The following is a 20,869-nucleotide window of genomic DNA, read 5'->3' as shown; positions in this document are numbered from 1 at the left end:
TTACTCCTCATCCATATCGAATAAGGTTTTTTGCGAGGATACCTCCGCGACGTGCTCTGCTTCCCATCGTCTGTAGATCTGGCGCGCCCGGGATGCCGCATCTTTCACGTCTTGGTCGTACCCGTGGCGAGCGAACCAATCGAGTAGATCGCTAATGGCTGGATGCGGTATAAAGCTGCCGCTCTGGAGTGTATCGCTGAGGCGGATACCGCTCTCTTCGTAACTAGCCCCAATCAAGAAATAGGCCTGGTCGAAGTCGCGAGACATGTTGCTTCGATGTTTTCCCTTCCATTCGCGAGCCCATTCCAATGGCGGCTTTAGAAAGAGCACCTTCTTTTCTTCGTAACACCAGCCGCGATCTATGAACCAGCCTCTCGATACGCCCGTTCCACGAAGGAACTTCTGTATTTGGTCGCGTGAAAGCTCTGACTTATCCGTAAACAAGCGGAGGAACTGTCGGGTGTAGAGTTCGGCTGTCACAGGTGTGGTGTCACCTGAGTCTTCGTCAGTGTCGTCAAGCAGCTGATTGATACCGAGAAGCGCATCTCGCACCGAGAATTCGTCTTCACGACCTCGTTCAACATAGACCTTACCATAGTGCCGCGAGAAATATTCAAGCGCCTTCCCCCTTCGAATGACCAGTAAATCAGCCTCACCTAGACCATCCCCATGATGTTGTTCGAGAATGTCCTGTAATTCACGAACATCACGCATGATAGTACGACGTAGTCGAGCCCAACTGATTGGCTCTGGTTCTTCGGTTCTTTTTCGACAGACGTGAATTATGTCATACTCAATTAGTTGTGAACCAAAAGTCCCCGGCTTTCCACCTTCGCCCTTAGTCTCATCGCTGCGAATTGGGTAGGTAGCTTCTAAATAGAATCCAGCATTAAATAGGCTTTCGAGAACGGCGACCCAAGGTTCATCTTCACTGTGGTGGAAGGTGAAAGCGAGAATGCCAGATGGTTTCAGGATTCGAGCCGATTCTCGCCAGCACTCCGTCAGCAATTGCTGATAAAAGCCGTCTGGGTCCTCTGGATTTCTTGCGCGATTGGCTACCGCCTCCAGAGCTTTAGGCGTGTACTCGGCTGAGAAGTAGTCGGGAAAGCGTTCTTGCAATGGAATCCGCAGCCATACGTGAAAAAAATCTGACAACTCCGAATAATGAAGGAGGCCACCAAAAGGTGGATCAGTAATTACCAAGTCAACCGTTTCGTCTCCTTGTTCGTTTAAGTCACTTGATGAACGGCATGATAATACATGTCCTTCGGTAACGGGGTCGTTTGGAAATGTCTTAGCACTCTTGCCACCAATTGACTCTGCAATTTCTGGTGCCGTCGTCGCCAAACCCGCTTTAGAAACAAGTTCCCATGGATCATCGCACCATCCCAAGCCTTCCAGTGTATTCTCACTCGACGACTGCCAATTTCCACGACCGAGATTTGCGAAAACGCAGTTCTCGACCATTGTGGCCTTCGGGTGATAGTTGCTGTTCGAAAACATCGGTTCCGGAGTATCACGTTGCGGATTCCAGATGCAGAAGAGGTTGTTATTACGAAGAGTTTGTTGAAAACCACCGAGCAAGAATTCTCGCACTGTCCAATCGTGTTCGCCTACCGTCGTGATTGCCCGAAGGAGCTGTGACTGAGCAAGTAGCTGGCGTGGATTAAACATCGTCCACCAATGCGTGAAACCGTGATTTGGAATTCCTCCGTTGTTCTGGTGTGTCATAAATCCGAATGGCAATTCGGTCTTCGGCCACCATGCATCTAGCTCTTCTTTGCCTCGGCTTTGCCATTCCGCAAATGCGGCATTGATAGTGTCAGCTTTAGGTTCTGCAAAGAAGCGACCACCATAGGGCTGTTTGTCTTCGTTGCAGGCTGAGCAGTACCCCTGTACCGCGTAGGCTGCAAGTGGGCCCGTGGTTTCAGTTTGGCGAATAGCAGTAAGAATGTCCTGGTCCAATCCGCATGTTGCTTCCTGACATGTAAAGGCTGACTTTCCAGGTATAGTTCCTCCCTTCTTTCCCGTTGCAACAGTCTCATTTGTATCGGGCGTTGTGATTTCGTCTGGCAGCTTACCTCGAACTTCGATGAATGATAGTGTCTTAGAGCGAGCGTGATTCCAACGAGATGTCGCCTCTGCACCATCGATCGCACGACCGCCATACGGCCCGACGGCATCTTGCGCTGACGCTCCACGCAACCACGATGGGTGTACTAGCAAGGTCAAACTGACCTTCTTGTTCTTTGCTTTCTTCAATGTGATAGACTCGCCCGTCGCAGCCGCCGCCTCATCCTGAAACGCTACGCCACAATGCGGACAAGTGTAGTTGCCCATTTCGTCCATCGTGGCAAAGGGAGCCTCATCCTCCGCGACTATCAATGGCGACGCTGGGGCCATTCGGACTTGCTTCTGCTCTATGTCAAATAGCTGTTGACACTCTGAGCAAGACCATTGTGCCCACGCTTTTGCGGATATTTCCTTTACTGCAATCACGGGACTAGTCATGATCGGTGTGCGATGGTCGCATTCTGTAGCTGTGCATGGGCCATGCTTACACCAGAATGTGTAGATGATTTCCGGACCGTTATAATCGTATTGAGACCTATCCTCCGGTGGTACGGATAGTGGGTCAAAAGATGGCGGCATTATCTCGCCGTCTGAATGTGTCCATTGGCCTTTGTGGCCGCGTGGACAATCACAAGCATAAAAGGGAATAAGCTGCGGCCGAACTTCTGCACGAATGTCATCGAGCAGTGTTTGTACGTCTTCAGATGCAACTTGCGACAGCTCGTTCTTGACGATTAGCCAAGCGACCGGATTCAGGTCGTTTCCAAGCATCCGCATTCCGAGGCGAGCACCCTCAACGATTGTAGTTCCACCACCCATGAAGACATCAGCGACGGTGAGCTGGCGGAAGCGTTCATTGGATTGATGGTTACCATAATAGGCTTCCCAGATCTTATTGGCGGCTTCCAAAGGATCATCTGGTGCTCTCGTGGCTGCCGCAAGAAGTAACGCGCGGAATACGCTCGAACGTCGTCGGGCCCACCATTTTGACATTTGATAAACCGGCTTACCAGCGTTGCCTTCAATGGCGGCAACACGATTCACGGGGAGGATCGGAAAATCTACTTCGAGACAGGTTGACGGGCGATCAGGGTCAGAGAAGTCGACCGTGTCGAGTTGCACTGCTTCTCCTGCGCGTACGGATTCCGCGATCGCTTCTTGTAGCAACTGTGCCTTCGTCTTCTTCTTAATTCTCGCCACGTGATTTCCCCGTGCGGCTTCGCACTCTTACGTTGACAATTCGAAAAAAGGAACAAACACCTCCAGCAGCGAGAGCCCGCCGTGTGCGAGCAAGCGATTCTTTTCGCCAGAGACTTTCCATTTACGCCTGCCCAATGCAAAGCGATGCTTGCCGTGTTCCGTTTCCAGCTCTAAGTCGATTGGCGGCATCCATGCAGCGGGTTCCGTCGGCTCCGTCGACGGTGGAACCACCGCTGTGCGGCCACTCTTGAATAGGGCTTTCATGTAATTCGATTGTTCTTTGCCCAGGTCAGGAAAATTTCCACAAGCGGCGAAGCCGTGGTCGGCAGTTATCACCAAGCGGCGACCATGAGCAAGCCGCTCAACGAATTCCCAAAAAGCATCTTCTGATAGCCGGGACTGGGCCTCGGCAGCTAATTTTCTCAGCCCTTCACCAGGCTTGGCCAGTTCGTGAATGCGGCTGTCTGGCCAATGATGCCAATAAACAAAGTGCTCCTGCGATTTGACGCTGGCCACACAATCTTCCCAAGGGAGCCCGGTGGATTCTGTGGCAGCTCCGGTCAGACTGTGCGTCTTGCTCGCTCCATTGTTCTCCAAGTCGGCTCTCTGCTGGAACCCAAGCGAACGGGCAAAAGGAGTTGTTTCGCAGGGAAGCTCGGATGCTCGATAGCCCGCTTTGTGAATTGTGTAACCCCGCTCTTTTAGCGCGCCGAGCAGCCAAGGAGATTCACGCAGCGACAACCCGTCCAAAATGAGGACCGCTTTGCCACCACCAACACGGCCCCAGAATTCGATAAGCGACTGACTGGTACGTGGAACGCAGTCGCCGAAGTGTTGCCACAAATCCCAGCAGGAGCCAGACACTACATTCTCAAGTTCGTTGATATTCGCATCGCGGTTAACAATCTCGGACGTGGCGGTTTGCTTGCTGGCCGCACTTATAGGTGCCGAGAATGTCTCCCATAACGACTGACCAATCGCATCCCAAGCTTGCTGGGGTGAGCCGCTGGTAATCGTGTCGAGTAGTCCCCTCGATAATGGCGCTGATGCAAGAGACATTAGTTATCCGCCTCTTTCTCAAGTTCCAGACTGTAAGTGACTCCATCGGGTAAGTCTTTGATAAGCTTCTGCAGCTGTGCACCGGTCATTTGACCAACAGATACCCTTACGTTGGTAACAGGTGTTCCCGGGTTGATGCCCCAGTCTTCGATTTGGCCAAGTAAATTCAGTGCAGACGTGGCGGGAGCAGAATGTGACGTGGTTGGTACGGCCGTGCCGGTACCTACGCCCGCTGTCCCACTGCCTGTTGGGTCAGTCCCCGGTTGCGGTTCACCCGTACCAGTTGCGTCTGGTGTACCTCCGCCAAACAAGCCTCCCGATATTGGGTCAGTTCCCGGCTCGGGAGTGCCCGTAGCACCGCCGGTTTCAGTCACAATCGGCTTGCCGCCGCTGGCGGCGGAGCTGTCCGGCTTCTGAATAGTAGTGTCATTGAGATGGGTTCCCGTGGGCAACTGGCCTTTCATCCGGCGCCAAGCTGTCTCGAAGTCTTCGCCAGGTTTCGCCTGCATCAGCCGAGTGCCGCGAATGTTCAGAGCAATCACTCCATCGGCGCAGAGCTTCTCGACGCGTTCCTTGAGCTCGGTCTCGCCGAGCCAAGGAATGCAAGGCTTGCCATGGGGTCTCGGTTCACGGAGGTCCTTTAAGAGCTTGCCGACTGATTCGTTGTCCGAGGCGAACATCGCAACGTACTCTTCGAACTCCTCGGGAATGAACATCTCTTCTCGAACGATGCGGTCGATCTCTTCGGGAATCTTGTCTCCCTGTTTGTCGATTTTGCTTTCTTCGAAGATGCATTTGGCCGGTTCTGCATAATTCCACTCACTTAGAACGCAGAGCCGATCAAATCGACTCCTGATCTTGGGAATTAATTCATCCTTGCGGAACGTTCTGGCCAACTCAGCATAACCGGCCTTCGTGTCGTTCTTGTGCCACTCGTTTGCCAAATAGACAGCGCGGGCGAGAATCACAAGGTCGCGGTCGTAGTAGACGTTCCCTGTTCCTTTCTGTGGCAGCAGAAAACGAATCGTGTTGCGACTGTCCTGCAGGTGTTCCTTCAACCATTTCCCGAGAGCCTCAGCATGTTTCTCTGGAAGCTCTGGAATTACAACCGTGGTTAATCGCTTGTCATCCCAAGCCTTTGGCCCCTGGTTCTCCTCAAACTCAGACCATGGGGCGTTGTTCCACATGGTCTTGAGTACGACGATTCGGTGCTTGGCTGATACGCTCTCGTCACCTCCGAGAACAGCCCGTATCTCCTTGGCGAGATGCTCTAGGCCCTGGCCAGCGTGTTCGCCTTCCTTGAACAGCTTGTCATTCTTGGCATATGAAAGCAGTTTGGCTCGTGCATTTTCTTCTTGACGGAAAATCAGGCGACCACCAACCTGATGAATGTTGAAACTGTTATCGACGATGTTGGCCAGTTCGACTTCGAATGCGTTGTCGTCGATCTTATTGGCTCGTGTGATATCGATTTGCAGTGTTTCTGGCTCGGAGCCGCGCAGTTGCTCAACATTGAGTGAACGCAGCCACAGCGAGCTGATGATTTCTTCGGCGTGCGGTACGGCGTTCTTCGCGTTGGGCACAGCTGCCAAAACGACCTCAAGGTTCCGCTGAGCTTTCTCGCGGAGGTCTTTGTGCTCTTGATTCGCCACGGAGTCAAGCAGCGAACCAACGGCTGACTTCTCACTGGTCAATGAGAAGTCGGCGGCAGTAATAATGGCGTCCTGCGGTTCGTGGTTCTTGAATAGGTCAACCAGAATTTTGATTAGGTCGCGAGCCTCTTGCGCGTCGGTGGCCACAAGCACTTGGTCATCGAGCAGTTGCAGCAGGTGAGGAGCAAACGGCCAAGACTCGACAAAGTCGGCAGTTTTCTTCTCTTGTTCTTGCTGCGGAACATTGCCGAGTCGGAAGTACTCCGAAAGATGGTTTTCGATGATCAGTTTGATATCGTCTTCATGCGCCTGCATCCGGTTTTCAAAAATACGATACAGGAGCAAACGTTGGCGGTCGCGCTTCGCATACGGACCTTTGAAGTCCACATCGACAGGATTGACGCGACGAACCTGCTGGTACGCATCAGAACTGCCCTCGCGAACGGAAACAGCCAGCACGAGTAGCTCAGGGTGCTTTTGGGCAATCTCCGAGAGAATCTGAATGAAAATGAAGGCCCAATTACGACGGGGATACTGTTTCGTGTTCGTGAGACCTTCGTACCACGTTTGAAATTCGTCAACGATCAGCATCGTTGGCTGCTCTTTGAACATGTCGTACATTAGGTCGTAGCTGGGAACATTGGTCTTCTTGTCGCCCATCCGCTCCCAGATTTCTCGGAAGACCTCACCTTTCGGATGGTTTTCGAAGATGACGTCCCAAAGATATTGGTAACGCTGCAAATGCATGCTCTCCGCGATGACGTGACAGTCTTCGCGAAGCCCGAGCTCGGCGAGCTTTGGGTTCTTAAGGACATCGGCCCATTGGTCGAGCCACTCCCTGCCGACTTCAGGGTTCTTGCACAAGTGGTAGAGCGCGGCCATCAAGTGCGACTTACCCTGACCTCGCGAACCGATGAGAGCCAGCGGGCGCGATTGGCCCGGCCCAGTTGCCTCTATGGTCTTCAGCAAATCATGGGATGGATAAGTGATTCGCAGAAAATCAGCAGCGTCGCGCTGCAACGCACCTGTCTTCGACTGGTTGGTGAAATCAACCGTAGTCCCTTTGAGACGTTTCCCTTTGAACTCCTCACGAAGTTGTAGGTCTACCATCTGGCATTTTCCCGCGTTCGCAGATCGAGCCTGGTCGATCGTCTAGTGATTTGGTGGGTGAACTCTCGTCAGCGTGGCTTTCTCTTGGCTTTGACCGACTTTTCGGTTTCGCGAAGTAGCTGTTCAAGGTCAGCTCGTTTGTAAAGGCGATAGTTGTTGATGGGGTGTCGATGTTCCTCGATCCGACCGGAGTGCCCCCAGTTGCGGAGGGTGTTACGACAAACCCCCAACATTTCGGCGGCTTCAGTGATCTGCAGGTATTCGTCCAGTTTTGGCATTTCCTTACCCTGGGACCAAAGGAAATCATCTGATCGATGCATGGTACCAAAGGTTACCAAGGAAGGTTAGTAGTGCCCGCATAAGAATTCCTGGCGCCGGGCTATCAGTGAGCTGATGGTCTACGATACGGCACACCGCCTTGGAGCGTATTTGGAACTAGAGCCCGAATATGTTTGCCTACATGCCGGAGTCCGTGTCGGCGCGACGGCCATTAGCTTTAAGCCTTCTACGAAATGGATTGAACCGACGTCGCTGCCCAAGCCGTTTCAAAAGCTATTTGCGGGCGAGGTTGGAGATTGCCTTTGCATCTGCAAAGATGCATTGCACGCGATGGCCAATAAGTAGATAACCTCGCTCGCCGAAGAAAATTCGTTTATGGAGTAGAATTGGGCAAGCAGCTACTCCCAGAGTCATAGCATGGCCAGGTAAGTGCCTAGCCGATTCATCAAATCCTCGACGGATCCAGTCAATGAGCAAGCACGAAACACCCATGACTCACTGGTACTGGGAACAAATTGGCGGCACGCTCATTGAAGAATTCAAAGCGGTCGCCAAATCAGCAACCGCAAGCCCGCGTTGGATCGATGGAGTTATCGTACGAGACGGCGCAAAACGAATTGTCAAGTCGGAAGAGGTTGACATAAAAGATCAGGACATCATCGTCGTACAAACCAAACCCGGCCGCTCCAGTATGTCCTTGCTCGGGCAAGCCTATTTCTCCGCACACCTGATGCAAGCCTTCAACCCGCGATCCATCATCTCCGTCGCCCTCTGTCACGAACGCGACTCGGTACTCACCCCAATCTTCGAGTCCCATCCAAACATGAAGGTCGTTGTGTGCCCGCAAGCCGTATGAATACTAATCAGATCGCGTCGAAGAAATCCTTAACTAGCACGGTTAGGTGCAGAACAAAATGTTGACCGCGAGCGGATACTTGGGCGGCCATTCAGCGGTCAAACTATTGGAACCATTCTCGGCGATTTGGGCGCGTTCGAAATGGCCTAGAAGACAGCGTACGCCGAGAGATAGAGAGTCGGGCACAGATTGGTGGGAGAAGGACGCGTTAATAAACGAAGACCGGCCATATAGTGGAATTGGCAATCACAGTTTCTAATCCAGCTTAAGAATGACATGCCGATGTACCAACCAGTTTGTGAGATAGAAGTTGAATCCGCCAACGAGTTTCTGCAGCAACTTTCCATTCACCACAAAAACTACGAAAGCCTTCCTGGGGGCTGGATATTCCGCGGCCACTCAGACGATTCATTCGCACTGACACCAACCGTACTGCGACGAGATGCGAAAGCAAAGTCCTTGGTGAGACATTGTGCGGGGCAAGATTTCTTGAAATCGGGCAAGACTAACTCTGCGGCATATCAAGTGCTCCTCGAAATTGTAATGTTGCTCCGATTTGCGGAGTGTGCCAATGACTGTGGGATGGTCCTTCCAGACTCAACTGCTGATGCATTTGAACGCCTCCACGAAATGAGATCTTACGTCGAAGTTATTCTCCAATCAGACCTGCAAATCGAGGGGATTGATGCTAGCCATCAATATGCCGGAAAAGAGCGAAAATGGCCCTTTCCACATTGCTATAAATTACTTGCCATTGCGAGGCATAGCGGCTTGCCGACTCGGCTGCTTGACTGGTCGCGGTCTCCCCGGATAGCCGCATACTTCGCAGCTTCGGGCGCCGCAAATCCACTAGCCGCTGGCGCTCCCCCTAAACGAATGTCGGTATGGGCTCTGAGCACTGGAATTACAGGTTCAAGGCGAGAGAAGAGTGGTCGCGTACTGCAAAGCGAGGAACTAGTTCGCGTACCCTATGAAGGCAATCGAAATATGTTTGCACAAGATGGTACGTTTACTCTAAGCCGAGTTGAAATAGGCCCTGCAAGCCTGTTGGCGGATGTCGATCTCCGCACTGTACCTGATATTCTCCAGCGTTCCATCGATAGCCAGGCTAAAGTCCTGCAAGACATCGGACCTGTCATGTACCGCATTTCCGCACCAAGCGCTGTTGCCGGCGAAATCTTGTGGATGTTGTCAAGAGAGCGAATCGCGAGGCACCTCATGTTCCCGGATTACTCAGAAGTGGTAAATGCGCTGAAAGAGGAATGGCTGCATCGGGATCCGTAGCAGAACGAAGTTTTTTGACCAATAGACCCGCACAACAGGGACCTCGACCACATGCCTTTGGAACTAGGAATCTGGCGAATCGACAACGACTTGCAGCAAATGCAGTTCGCCCCACTCGATTTCGAGGCACGGCTGCAAGACATACTGGCGCATGACGTCTCAATCGCCGACCCCAACTTGATGATCATCGGGCGTGAGGTGAAAACCACGTTCGAGAAGCGAATCCCATCACCGAAGGGATCAAAGAAAAGGGCTACTTCGGCAACCAAAACACAGTCGCCCGCCCCGTAGCCGCCAAGTGGGACCACACGGTTGAAAGATCGAAGAAGCGGTTTGGCGTGAGTTTGAACTAGCAGGCCGCAATTCCAAAGAACAGTTCTCGAATTCTCCCGATCTCAACCGCGAGATTCTCTCAGGCATCATGGAAGCGTTAGACGCACACGAGGCGATGAGTTCCCAAGCCCTGAATTCCAAAGAGGTACAAGCCGGCCTCAAAGACATTCTGTTAGGTCCGGCCAAGCTTTACGAATTGCTCCGCGGTGAACCGGATGCAAGTCAAGCCGGTCAGTTCGCGTAAGTTGACGCCGGGGAGGGCCATGCGAGCCATCCTCTTACCTGCAGGGCCCATTTGGCCCAACTAACCGACTTGAAGAGGCCAACACTTTTCAGCACTTTGCGTAGGGCAGACTTCATGGCGCGAGACTCCCTTGTAGAACCAGATCTGCCGTGAGCCACACTCCTTAGAGGATCGATGGATTGCCAATTTGGGGTGTAGCGTCAAGGATAGGGCAATGTACCAGTCGCCGCCGGGTTATGAAATTGTCCTCAGGACCAGATCGCGAGACGAAGACCGCGAGTCGCGGTTGGTCCTCGATGCAGCGGGGGTTCCCGCCAAATCGCATCATCAAGATGGTTGGTGGTTGCTCATCGTGCGGCACGACGATCTCACAACCGCCACGGCCGAGCTGAACGCCTATCGGCAGGAGAACATAGAACCGTCGCACCACGGCGACGCAACTGTCCCCGTCTTCGAGGGAGCAAAGGCAGGTGTTGTCGCTTACACGGGAGTCTTAATCTCGATCGCCATTCTCACGGCCCAGTCGACATTAGGCCTGCAGTGGCTGCTGGCGGGCAGGATGCAGGCCGGAAGGGTCATGGCAGGCGAGTGGTGGAGGACGGTGACAGCGCTGACGCTCCATGTAGATGGAGTGCACCTCGTCGCGAATCTAGTCTTTGGAGCTTTCTTAGGTATTCTGGCGGGACAAGTCCTAGGTGGGGGCGTCGCGTGGTTGGCGATCGTTGTCGCGGGGGCACTGGGAAACTTGATTAATGCGATGGTGCGGGCGCCAGACCACGCGTCGATCGGCGCTTCGACCGCCGTTTTCGCCGCCCTCGGCCTGCTCGTCGCCCACGCGCTACGTCCTCGAAAAGCGGTCCAAGAAAAACTTCTAAGACGTTGGAGCCCGATGATCGGTGGAATTGTGTTGCTGGCGTACACCGGCCTCGGAGGCGACCGCACGGATGTTGTCGCACACCTGGCCGGTTTCGTTGCTGGTCTGCTAACCGGCTGGGTGGGATGTAGTCTACCCACCTCGTGGCTGGTCCACAGCAGAGTTCAGCAATTGGCAGGTTTCGCGGCGATAGCTAGTGTCTGTTGCGCATGGATCGTGGGCTTGATCGCTGCCGGCTAGAAGCAGTTTCGGACAACGTAGCTAAAGTCGCCTGTCTTAAGCCAGCCAAAGCGAGTCGAAAGCCCAGGCTTTCCACATCTGGCGAATTGACGAAGCACAGCGTGGGACAGAGTGCGCCAGCGTAAACACGGTATGTATGATCAAGGGATTGGTCTATGTGTCGGGGCTGCTGACGATCTCGCACCAATCAAACTACGAAGGCGTCGTGGTGTGCAACCAGCTGTCGCCCACGGCTGACATAACGTTTAACTACAACAGCATTTTCTTGAGCATCTCGCCGTCAGGTTTCTCGGCAGGAACCGAAATGGAACTGGTGCCTGGCAGCTGGGACCGCGCTGCTTACTGACATCGCATGTGCGATAAGTCGCAGCGCGAAGCGAGACGCTCAATCCCGCTGGCTTTGAAGTCCGAACACAATTTGCCAACTAGCAGACGTGTATCAGACTTCGTTCAGAATGGGACTCCTTGAATTGACAGCGGGTGGACAAACACGAGCGAGTTGCGTCCAAAGCAAACTCGCAGAGGTGACTGTCCGCATGACACCCCGCTGCGGCGAAGGAGATATTCCACGGCCGAGCGGTTGATCCAAACGACGTCCGGAAGCAAATCACGGAACTCGCATCGGTCTGGCGACCAAGTGAAGATTCGAGTTCATAACGGGCCTTTCCGTGGCCGCTCGTCAGTAACTCGCATGCCAACTGGCGAAGCTATGCAATACCAGGCAGACATGAATAGGATTGTCTGACGCACTCGATTTTCAAACTGTTTCGGTGCGTTTAGGGCATGCTGTTGGCACTGATGCACGCTAGGAATTTCCTTTCCATAAGTAGTTAGAATAATATTCCTATCGCCATTTAGCAGTAGTCGTTCTGCATTTGAACAGGCAATTCTTGCAGCTTAAGGCGAGATGCTGTGGATATTGGTAGCTGGCTTCGGAATAGGTGCGGTCAAAACAGCTTCCACACAGATTCCTAATTCTGGCCGTCAATCGCACTTATCATATACGCCATTGCGACTTCATCGATGTCGTCAACCAAGAACGTAACGTGTCCATCGAGAAAGGTGGCGTTGACTCCGCCGGGATGTAGGCTTCGCGGGGCGGCGGACATGTAACCGTGTAGTCCTGGTACGCGACTGTAGGTGCAGGGAAGGCCCTGTTCATTTGCGAACTGGTGTAGCTCCGTCCCGTCATGGCAGCTCTTGAGCGTGTCAACATTCTCGCCCCGATTGTTGGGCGGCTGGGCTTCGCCGATACTACCCAAATTGACAGTGTAAGGCGCACGGTTCTGGGTGATGTATTGATCGCCGACTCCCGATCCGTCGTGGTCTTCGGGCCACTCCTTGGGGTGCATGTCGAACGCCAAGAGACTCGCCCCATTCCAGGGCAATGCCCAGACACCGCGTTCATCCGATTGGTGATCGAGGGTGCGTACCTCGCTCAGTGCCAACGTTGCTGACATTCCATCCTCAATGCTGGCAGTTTTCTGTGGTTGTCCAACTAACGCACCCGGGTACAGGTATTGTAAATCGACATGAAAGGGACTGACATACGCGGCGTAGTTTCCCTTGGCGGCTAGTTCATACTTCAGGCCCACGCCAGGAATCAGCATGCGATACATGCGACCGCTGGCTTGATCGCTGGGACATCGTAGCGCAGCGATACCGGCTGCCTGGGGATCTCCGTCTTGGTAGGCGAGCGAACGGGTCAAATCGAAACTATCGTAGAGATTGCTTTGCTCCGTGTAGGGAAGCACGTGAACAATCCAGCTAAGTTGTTTGCCCCCATAAGGGTTGTAGACGTCGACAGCATCATTTTGCGGAATCTTGACTGTGCTCGCTGATCCGCAGGGCGGTAATTCTGCGCGGCCGCTTTCGTAGTTTAGTATCGCCAGCCCTAGTTGCTTGAGATTATTGGCACATTGGACGCGACGGGCTGCTTCGCGTGCTGACTGTACCGCGGGAAATAAGAGTGCAACTAAGCCACCGATGATGGCGATCACAACCAAAAGTTCGATCAGCGTAAAGCCGTGCGGGGCTTGGTGGCGAGTTCTCGCATACGATGTCATCGATTTTGCCTGTTCATCGATTCTGGCCGCCAATGACCTCACGAATTTCCAATCGATGGAACGATTCCCATTTCACGTGCTCACCGAATTCCTCGAAGGCTCGGTCGCGACTGGCTAACTCGATCCTTCGCAGGCCTTTGACGTTTTGATTGCTTGACTCAGCGAGCAGATTCTCCAGTGGTGCCGAAAAGGGATCCTCAACGGGTGGATTTTCAACGCTGAAGTTCGTTAAGTGAGCCTGCTGGTAAAACGGCAGGCGAGTTGAGTTCCCATCCGAGGTAAACAAGGAAAGTGAAACGAATGCATGGTGTGGCAATTCGGCTTGTGCTTGCAGTTCGACCGGCCCTGCTGTGTCCGCCACGCTAGCGGCCAGGAGCTGGCTGACAAGAGCGCCACCTGTTCCGAAATTGGTTTCCCATTGGGCTAAGTCATTCTCGTCGACGGCTCCATTGGCATCGGCATCGCCGTCAGCTGCAGATGCCCCTGAGGGTATTCCGTAACCCCGTTGCCACGCCAGAAAATCAGCTCCATCAAAATCTCCATCTGCGTCAGCATCTCCGCCGGATGGAACGGGGGTGGTGGTCGTCGCGAATTGTTGTTCCCAAACACCAAGATCGGCGACGTTGACATTGCCGTCAAAGTTACTGTCGCCGTTGGGCAGCAGCGCCCCCCCCTGTTGGCCATGCCCCCGTTGCCATGCCAGAAAATCTCCGCCATCAACATCGCCATCGGCGTCGAAATCACCGCTTTCGCCTACAACGACCGCAACGGTTGCCACCTCAGATTCCTGAGTAAAGTCAAAAGCCGCATAGGTAAAAGTATCGCGGCCCACAAATCCTGGGTCTGGCGTATACACAAACGTGCCATTCGGATTGAGCACTACCGTTCCGTGCTGCGGATCGGACTTCTTGATTGCGACGACTGCACCACCCTCGGGATCGAGGTCATTGTCCAGCAAACTGTCGGTTGGTCTTATGAATGTGGAGAGAGCAGCGAATGCACTACTAACCGGAACCTGCGTCGTATCCGAGAGAGCTAGCGGGGGACCGTTGACTCCCATAGAGTTCCACACCCAGGACCACCAATCGCCGATCATATTGGAGACCAAGGTTCCCAAATCAATCCCATCGACTGGGGTGGTAAGCGAGTCGATAAACGTGTCCCACAAAAATGGATCAGGCGAGATAAAGCCGCCAGGGTAGCAGAAGAGCCCTTCCATGCCCGGTTCCTCACAGGCAAAAGGATGCGCGTTCGGGTCGTCGGGATCGCCAACGAAAGGATCAGAGATCGACGCGCCGAGTAGGGCGTAGGACAATTCAGGCGGCGTACTGCCATCGAGTGTCCAAGGGACGACTTCGACAGTATAGGAACCTGCTTGTAGAAGCACGGCGTCTTTGCTCCGCGTGTCACCCGGTCGTGAAGCTATCTGGTAAACAGGCTCATTGGCTGCATTGAGAATCGTGGCCACCACCACCGTCGGCACAGGCACCGTTGCGGAATCCACCTGCAGCGCGAAGTGAAAAAGCTGTGGTTGTCCGATATGCAAGGTATGCGTATTCTGCGTGGTGCCGTTGCCAACGCTGCCCGAGGACATTGAGGTGAGCTGGGTGGCGACATCGCCGAACGTCACAACCAGATCGTAATTGCCCGTGCTAAAGGGGCCAGCCGGGTCTGACGCTGCAACTTCGATGCTGTACTCGTCGTCCGCGGAAACGCCATCGACCTGAACGATGTAGTCTCCACCACCATTGGCCAATATTCGAGCGCTGATGGGCAATTCATTGCTGCCATAAACGGTAACCGTCGGAATGAGTCCGCCCGCATCGAGTGACTTGACCGAAACGGTCATCACATCGGCTGGCAGAGGATCAAAAACGGGAGACTTAATGGTGTAGAAGTCCGCATCGATCGTATTGTTAATGCTGCCGACAAATTGATAGCGGGTCGCTTCAATGAACCCAGGGGCCGTTTTCAGTCCCGTTGCCGATGCCAGCAAATCGTTTGAATTCAGATCGACGGCAAAGTGATCGTCTCCGTTGGCATCAAAAAAGTGCTCAAAGTCATCTGACTCTAAGAAGCGAAATTGACCTCCGACCACTTCATCAATACTCTGCTGATCGATTTGATTGATGCCGTCGAAAATTACTACAAGGGAGTAACCACCAATTCCATTGAGCCCTGCTTCGTCGCTGGAAACTTCCACATAGTAGGTCGAGTCCGCTGCAACGCCGGGCAATTGATAGGTCAAGAAGTCACCCACCGAACTTGTCGAATCGAGTTGATCTACAACTTGCTCCGCTGCATTGTAGATCGTGACTTCGGGTCTCAGTAGGCTGATCCCTACCGATCGAATTTGAAACGTCACCGAGCCAGTATAGTCACCCGACGTCTTAACTTTGTAGATGTCGAGGTCGGTGTGGGTGGTAATATCGCCGTAGGTAAATGAGGGCGCGGAGCCTTCGTCATTCTCAGTCGCTTCAAGCAGTTTGAGTTGAGTTGCGTTAGCGAAGGAATCGTTATCAAATGGACCTCCGCCTCCATCATCATCCGGCAATTCATTTTGATCAGGGACTCGTGATCCATGCAGACTCTGTAGTGCAGCAAGATCTGCAGTGGTGGGGGGCAAACCGGTCGGAGCTCCACCAATGAAGAGGGGGGAGTTGGGGTCCGTATTGTCTTCCAGCCCAAATACATTGCCAGCCTCATGCAACGCCACGGCAAAAATATCGTCGAGCGACTGATACGCAAACTCGGTGTTGAAAACAACGTCGGCGAACCAAGTCCCTGCGACGACACCGTCCACGGGAACTGATACCGCGCCAACTTCTGGAGACATCGCGATGGCCCCGATGCGGATGTCACCGAAGCGATCGTCACGTTGAGTCAGTCCAGGGGCGCCAAACGGATCGCCGTTTTCGGACACAACGCCGACGTCGGCGTTCGTTTCGATTGCCCACGTCTGGAAGGCACGAAGGATAGCGTCCTGCCAGTCGGCAGAGGGCGCTATAGAATCAAATGTTGCTGCCAGGGCACTCGGCTGGCCAGCCACGTCGGTGCCATCGGACGCGAAGCTCAGGGTAAGGTGGACGTCGGTCCCGTTGAGGAACCCATCCCCGTCCAGCAATAGGCGAGGCTCAAGCGCCTCGATCCGCAATCCCCGCTGCGTCTGGTGTGGATGTTGTCGTCTGACAGTTCGTTTAAGCGATTCGCGTTGCGTCTGAACCAATTCTCAACCTTCCCGAGCAATGCGCAGCCCAGCCCTCGGTGCGACTTTTATGTGCACGACTGAACCACAGGCTATTGTAGCCACCTTTTGAGTGAAATCATAACCTGAGTGGTTTCTTAGCGGTTTTCTCACTTTCCTGGCTCCGTTTTCAAGGTGCTCGACGGTGCTTCGCGACTACGCTGGTGTAGCTCGAAGTTGAGCCTGGTGAACTCCTTGATGCTCTCGATGAGCGCCTTGAACTCCTCTGTCTTGCGCAGATTTACTAGGTCAGGGTCCGTTTGAGCGCGATACGACCAGGTGGGATTTGCAGTCACCGCGCGAGACAGCAGAGTGAGCGCTTTGTAGGCGTCCTTTTCTTCAGTAGTAGATGTGATCGAGAGTGCACAGGCTGCTTGAAACAGAGCTTTTGGCTCCTTGGAAAGTTTCAGCAATGCTTGTACATCCGCGATGGCCTGCTCGCGATCGCCTTGACGAGCGAACAGCACGGCTCTACCTGCCAAGGCATCAGGATCTCTATGATTCTGCAGCAGTAACTGATCGAGAGAAGCCATGGCCTCGTCGGGGCGATCCAACTTATCCGCCAGGACATGGACGCAGTTGCGCAGCGCACTTACCGAGAGGGGATTGAGTTGTAGAGCGCGTTGAAAATCAGCCAGGGCAGCCTTAGGATCGCTTTCCAACAGCGCAACACCGCGTGCCACCCAACTCAGTTCATCACTAGGCGTCGCCGATAGTCCTAGTTCGCGATCTTCCTTTGCCCCCGAGTGGTCTCCCATGCGAGCACGCAACTGAGAACGCAGAAAATAGATTCGCGTCTGCGTTGCTCCAAGTTCGAGCGCCTTGGTGAGATCGCTCACTGCGTCCGCGTGTCGGTTGAGACCGCGCAGGGCCAAGGCACGATTGAGATAACCACACGCCAACGTTGGCTTCATGTCGATTACTTGACTGAAATCGCCATCTGCCTCTTGATACTCTTGGAGATCGAGTCGGCAAAGACCACGGTAGAAATAGCCGAGGTAGGAATCCGGCTGGATAGCAATCGCAGTTGTGTAATGTCCTTCAGCATCATGGAGATCTCTTTGCGCGACCTTGGAATTTCCCAGAAACAGCCAAGGCGCAGGATCGTGAGGATTGGCGTCTCGGAGCGCTGTTAAGAGCGGAATAGCACCGTGGTAGTCGCCCGCTTCGTGAAGACGCACGACTTCGACAAACGGATTGAGCGGTTCACTTGAACCAGCCGCAGCGAAATTCTCGCGTACAGCGATTCCCTCGTCATCGGAACCAGCAAGTTTGATCAAGCTGGCTTGCTGATCCAGCAGTGCCGCTGGTTCTGCCGGTTTGAGCGTCTTGAGGGCGAGCTGATTAAACCGCTGACCCTGTTCAATTAATTTTAGGCTCTCGGCATTATCAGTGCGCCGTTCTGCTAGTTTTATGCTCGCATTGGCCAATAGATAGAGCGAATTGCCAACCCGTTGATCAAGCTGATCCTGCAGTAAAGGCGGTAGTGCTGTGTAACGCTGGTGGTGCTTCCAGTTTTGATCCGTAAAAACCCCATATCGGTTTAGCTCAGCGCGGGCTTGCGAAATCCCGTTGGCCAGGAGTTCGGTTTCACTGTGCGGCACGCCAACCGCCATGTAAAGCGACGGCATGGACTCAGAAAACTTCTGGAACTCCACTTCGGCTTCAATTTGTGCAGCCTGACGTCCACGGGCAATAAGCAGTGATGCGAGAACCAGCAATGCTACTCCGAAGAGTATCGCGACACTGGTTCCCGAGCTGAGACGGGGATGTCGTCTCGTCCACTTGCGAAATCTTTCGGCGAGTGAGCGATTTGGCGCGTAGCGGAGCGGTCGATCTTCGAGGTGACGACGCAAGTCATCAGCCAACTCCGTCATCGACTGATAACGATCACTGGGACTTGTGGCCAAACAGTGTGAGACGACCGCAGAGATTGAATGCGGTACCGCCGCATTGAGCTCATGCACTGGCGTGCATCCAGCGATGCGATCCTGCCTCGCATTTTCGGTAATATCGTCGAACGCGCCGCGTCGATCAGGAAACGGCCGGCTACCGCAGAGCAGTTCAAAAAGGATCACTCCCAGCGAGTAGACGTCTGTCTGAGGACCGAGGCGGCCGCCACGATGGACCGCCACCAGTTGTTCGGGTGACATGTAGGGAAGCGTCCCTCCCACAGATAGAATCCCGGGCCCGTGGACGACGACATCTTCGGAGAGATTGAAGTCGAGAACCAAGGGCACTCCCTCGTCGGTCAGTAATATGTTGGCTGGTTTGAGGTCGCGATGCACAATTCCGCGACCGTGGGCGTGAGCCAAACCTTGCGCCAATTGTTGCACGATCCAGATGACCGCATTGACATAACTGGCCTTGGCTACCGCCTCGACAACGACAACTTGTGAGGCATTGGTTTCGATGGATTGGTCAGAGTCGAATTGCGACTGGGAGACAACCGTATCGTCTCGACGGTTCAAAAATGTGCTGATCAGATTCTGTTCGCCTATGGAGCGCGGATCACCGTTCTGAACGGCCAAGATGAGGTCGGCTAAGGTTCGTGTGCCTAACAGCGGCATGCACGCCGCGGTGAAGTGATCCTGCCGGTGCACAGAATAGATTGGCACAATGTTCGTGTGTTGAAGCCTCGCCAGATGCTCTGGTTCCAGGGATTTGCCCGCAGCAATTTTGAGCACGACGGGTCGATCAGCCAATTCACTTTGGGTCGCCATAAAGACGCGGGCGAAGGCCCCTTGGCCCAGCTCTCCTTGCAGCTTGAAGCCCAGAAAATCTTGTCCGACTTCCGGGAAGTTTTGGACGTTGGTCGCTAAGGTGAGAGCATCTTGCCATGTTGACTCAGAGGCAGCCATTTGGCCGTTAACGGAGGTCGATTCAGAGTTCCGCCTCTCGACTTGGGGCCATTGTTCGGTTTCGACGCCGAATTCACGTTGGTAGAAGGCCGGAGAGACGTCGTCCCCTGTGTGCACTCGCAGGCGGTATTCTTCGAAGGCGACGTCACTCAGCGCGGACTGGTTGGAGAAGAGTTTCGGTAAGAGATGCTGGTAGTGGGCAAGCCTCCTCCCGGTTTGCAGGGGCTCAGACGTCCCGGACCAAGAGTACTCCATGTCGACCCGTACAAGTTCCGTAGCCACTCCTACGAATTCGGGACTTTCGGCATGAGGCAAGAAATCCCTGAAGTCGGTCTGCGGGTCATCCGCGCGCGATCGTTCGAAAGCTTCCACGTATTCATGAAGTTGGCACGAGTCGGCGACAGGAGAATCACCTTTGGCCTCGGATGTCGTTTTTGCTTTCATCACGTTATGACTCGGCGTCAATCGATTTGGACAACTCTTTCCGGAAGTGTTGTAAGGTCCGTTCTACGGTGCGTAGAGATCGTTTCACTGATCTCGCGATTTCCTTGACTTCATGACCTTCGATCCGCATCTCCACAATCCGATCTTGTGGCGCTGGAAGGCTGGACACTAAGTCTTGAACGACCAGCTGCATGGTTCTGAATGCCAATTCCTCTCCACTTTTTGCCTCCAAGTCCCACAGTTTATTGTTGGGTGAGGCGCAGGTCCGCGACACATCCCGTTTCTGAGCATGATGAAAGGTTGCAAGCGTCCGAATTTTATTGAGTGCTAACACTAGCAGCAGCTGCCAAAGTTCCTCACCTGCAGGTACTTGATAGCCAGACTTAACGGCCCGCCGAAAAAAGGTGCGGAAGACCGACTGCACAACATCTTCTGGATCAAAGCGCGCCGCAAACTGGTCGTTCGTCTGCTTACGGGCCAGCGCCTCAAGTCGTTTGGCATACTTCACGTACAGCGAAGTGGCGGCGTCCTCTTCTCCCGCTTGAAATCGACGCAGCAATGAACGATCCGTAGAAACCGACTCAGGGAGAGCCTGCTCGACGGCTTCGGAATTCAATTGCGTTTCTGGGTGCTTGTCCGACATTCGTGGTATATGCCACCTTGTAAAGCCTATTTACTCCATGCTAACCGCCACAGAATCCGTGGGAAAGCTGGAGTGTGTATCGAATATGGAGGCTCTGGATGTATTGTGGCAACTGAGACAGCAGGCAAAGTCCCAAGGAGATATGAAGTCGCCATAGCCAATGCAGGTCGCATAGTGCCAAAAAAAGGGCTGGGAGCCTTTGGCTTCTCCCATAAGTGCATTATAGCCAAAACAAGAAGGACAGTCGAAATGACCGGAACCAAGGGTAATTTCACACGCGATCTATTTGTTTTATCCTTGTCGTACTTCGCCTGTCGCTGCCGATCGCCACAGCAGCTCAAGTTTAGGAAGTCTCTCACCCTGTTGAGTTCAGCTCTCTTGGGAGCACTTTTCCGCCAACGTGGGAA

At 53.7% G+C, this 20,869-nt stretch carries 14 protein-coding genes and 1 pseudogene; 7 read left to right on the top strand and 8 right to left on the bottom strand.

Translation table 11 applies throughout. The annotated features are described in order from the left end of the window. The 4 genes from HG15A2_RS04475 to HG15A2_RS04460 all read right to left on the bottom strand — a co-directional run bounded on the left by HG15A2_RS04475 (position 1) and on the right by HG15A2_RS04460 (position 7,414). On the bottom strand, positions 1–3,273 hold the full coding sequence (locus HG15A2_RS04475; protein ID WP_218932321.1) for a hypothetical protein: 3,273 nt from the start codon (positions 3,271–3,273) through the stop codon (positions 1–3). Between the two features lie 27 nt (positions 3,274–3,300). Then, positions 3,301–4,332 carry a hypothetical protein gene (locus tag HG15A2_RS04470; protein ID WP_218932320.1) on the bottom strand — a complete coding sequence of 344 codons (1,032 nt, stop codon included), beginning with the start codon at positions 4,330–4,332 and terminating at the stop codon, positions 3,301–3,303. Further along, complete coding sequence (locus tag HG15A2_RS04465; protein WP_145058248.1) at positions 4,332–7,094, bottom strand: DUF499 domain-containing protein; 2,763 nt, start codon at positions 7,092–7,094, stop codon at positions 4,332–4,334. Before HG15A2_RS04465 ends, HG15A2_RS04470 begins: the two co-directional genes overlap by 1 nt. A gap of 68 nt (positions 7,095–7,162) precedes the next feature. Continuing rightward, positions 7,163–7,414, bottom strand: coding sequence for a helix-turn-helix domain-containing protein (locus tag HG15A2_RS04460; protein ID WP_246117878.1), 252 nt, complete (start codon positions 7,412–7,414; stop codon positions 7,163–7,165). A gap of 428 nt (positions 7,415–7,842) precedes the next feature. On the opposite strand from HG15A2_RS04460, the gene HG15A2_RS04455 reads away from it, so the two are divergent. The 7 genes and pseudogenes from HG15A2_RS04455 to HG15A2_RS04435 all read left to right on the top strand — a co-directional run bounded on the left by HG15A2_RS04455 (position 7,843) and on the right by HG15A2_RS04435 (position 11,550). After that, positions 7,843–8,229, top strand: coding sequence for a hypothetical protein (locus HG15A2_RS04455; protein ID WP_145058246.1), 387 nt, complete (start codon positions 7,843–7,845; stop codon positions 8,227–8,229). Positions 8,230–8,505: 276 nt separating this feature from the next. Beyond that, positions 8,506–9,057 (top strand): annotated as a pseudogene (locus HG15A2_RS25030) (FRG domain-containing protein); the annotation flags it as partial. Positions 9,058–9,105: 48 nt separating this feature from the next. Next, on the top strand, positions 9,106–9,513 hold the full coding sequence (locus HG15A2_RS24470) for a hypothetical protein (protein ID WP_246117877.1): 408 nt from the start codon (positions 9,106–9,108) through the stop codon (positions 9,511–9,513). Between the two features lie 51 nt (positions 9,514–9,564). After that, on the top strand, positions 9,565–9,804 hold the full coding sequence (locus HG15A2_RS04445; protein WP_145058243.1) for a hypothetical protein: 240 nt from the start codon (positions 9,565–9,567) through the stop codon (positions 9,802–9,804). A gap of 157 nt (positions 9,805–9,961) precedes the next feature. Then, positions 9,962–10,090 (top strand): hypothetical protein, encoded by a 129-nt coding sequence (locus HG15A2_RS24760; RefSeq protein ID WP_261342150.1) that lies wholly within the window; start codon positions 9,962–9,964, stop codon positions 10,088–10,090. Positions 10,091–10,304: 214 nt separating this feature from the next. After that, positions 10,305–11,204 (top strand): rhomboid family intramembrane serine protease, encoded by a 900-nt coding sequence (locus HG15A2_RS04440; protein ID WP_145058241.1) that lies wholly within the window; start codon positions 10,305–10,307, stop codon positions 11,202–11,204. 136 nt (positions 11,205–11,340) lie between these two features. Then, a complete protein-coding gene (locus tag HG15A2_RS04435) occupies positions 11,341–11,550 on the top strand; it encodes a hypothetical protein (protein ID WP_145058239.1) in 210 nt (69 codons plus the stop codon). Positions 11,551–12,175: 625 nt separating this feature from the next. On the opposite strand, the gene HG15A2_RS04430 is transcribed toward HG15A2_RS04435, so the two are convergent. The 4 genes from HG15A2_RS04430 to HG15A2_RS04415 form a co-directional block, all read right to left on the bottom strand. Further along, on the bottom strand, positions 12,176–13,270 hold the full coding sequence (locus HG15A2_RS04430; RefSeq protein WP_145058237.1) for a DUF1559 domain-containing protein: 1,095 nt from the start codon (positions 13,268–13,270) through the stop codon (positions 12,176–12,178). Between the two features lie 13 nt (positions 13,271–13,283). After that, complete coding sequence (locus tag HG15A2_RS04425; protein WP_145058235.1) at positions 13,284–16,496, bottom strand: Ig-like domain-containing protein; 3,213 nt, start codon at positions 16,494–16,496, stop codon at positions 13,284–13,286. A 128-nt stretch (positions 16,497–16,624) separates the two neighbouring features. Continuing rightward, on the bottom strand, positions 16,625–19,819 hold the full coding sequence (locus HG15A2_RS04420; protein ID WP_145058233.1) for a serine/threonine-protein kinase: 3,195 nt from the start codon (positions 19,817–19,819) through the stop codon (positions 16,625–16,627). A 4-nt stretch (positions 19,820–19,823) separates the two neighbouring features. Continuing rightward, positions 19,824–20,462, bottom strand: coding sequence for an RNA polymerase sigma factor (locus HG15A2_RS04415; protein WP_145058231.1), 639 nt, complete (start codon positions 20,460–20,462; stop codon positions 19,824–19,826). Positions 20,463–20,869 lie beyond the last annotated feature (407 nt).

Origin of the sequence: Adhaeretor mobilis, assembly GCF_007741515.1 — a bacterium.
Classification (GTDB): Bacteria; Planctomycetota; Planctomycetia; order Pirellulales; family Lacipirellulaceae; genus Adhaeretor; species Adhaeretor mobilis.
This window is presented reverse-complemented; position numbering and strand designations above follow the sequence as displayed.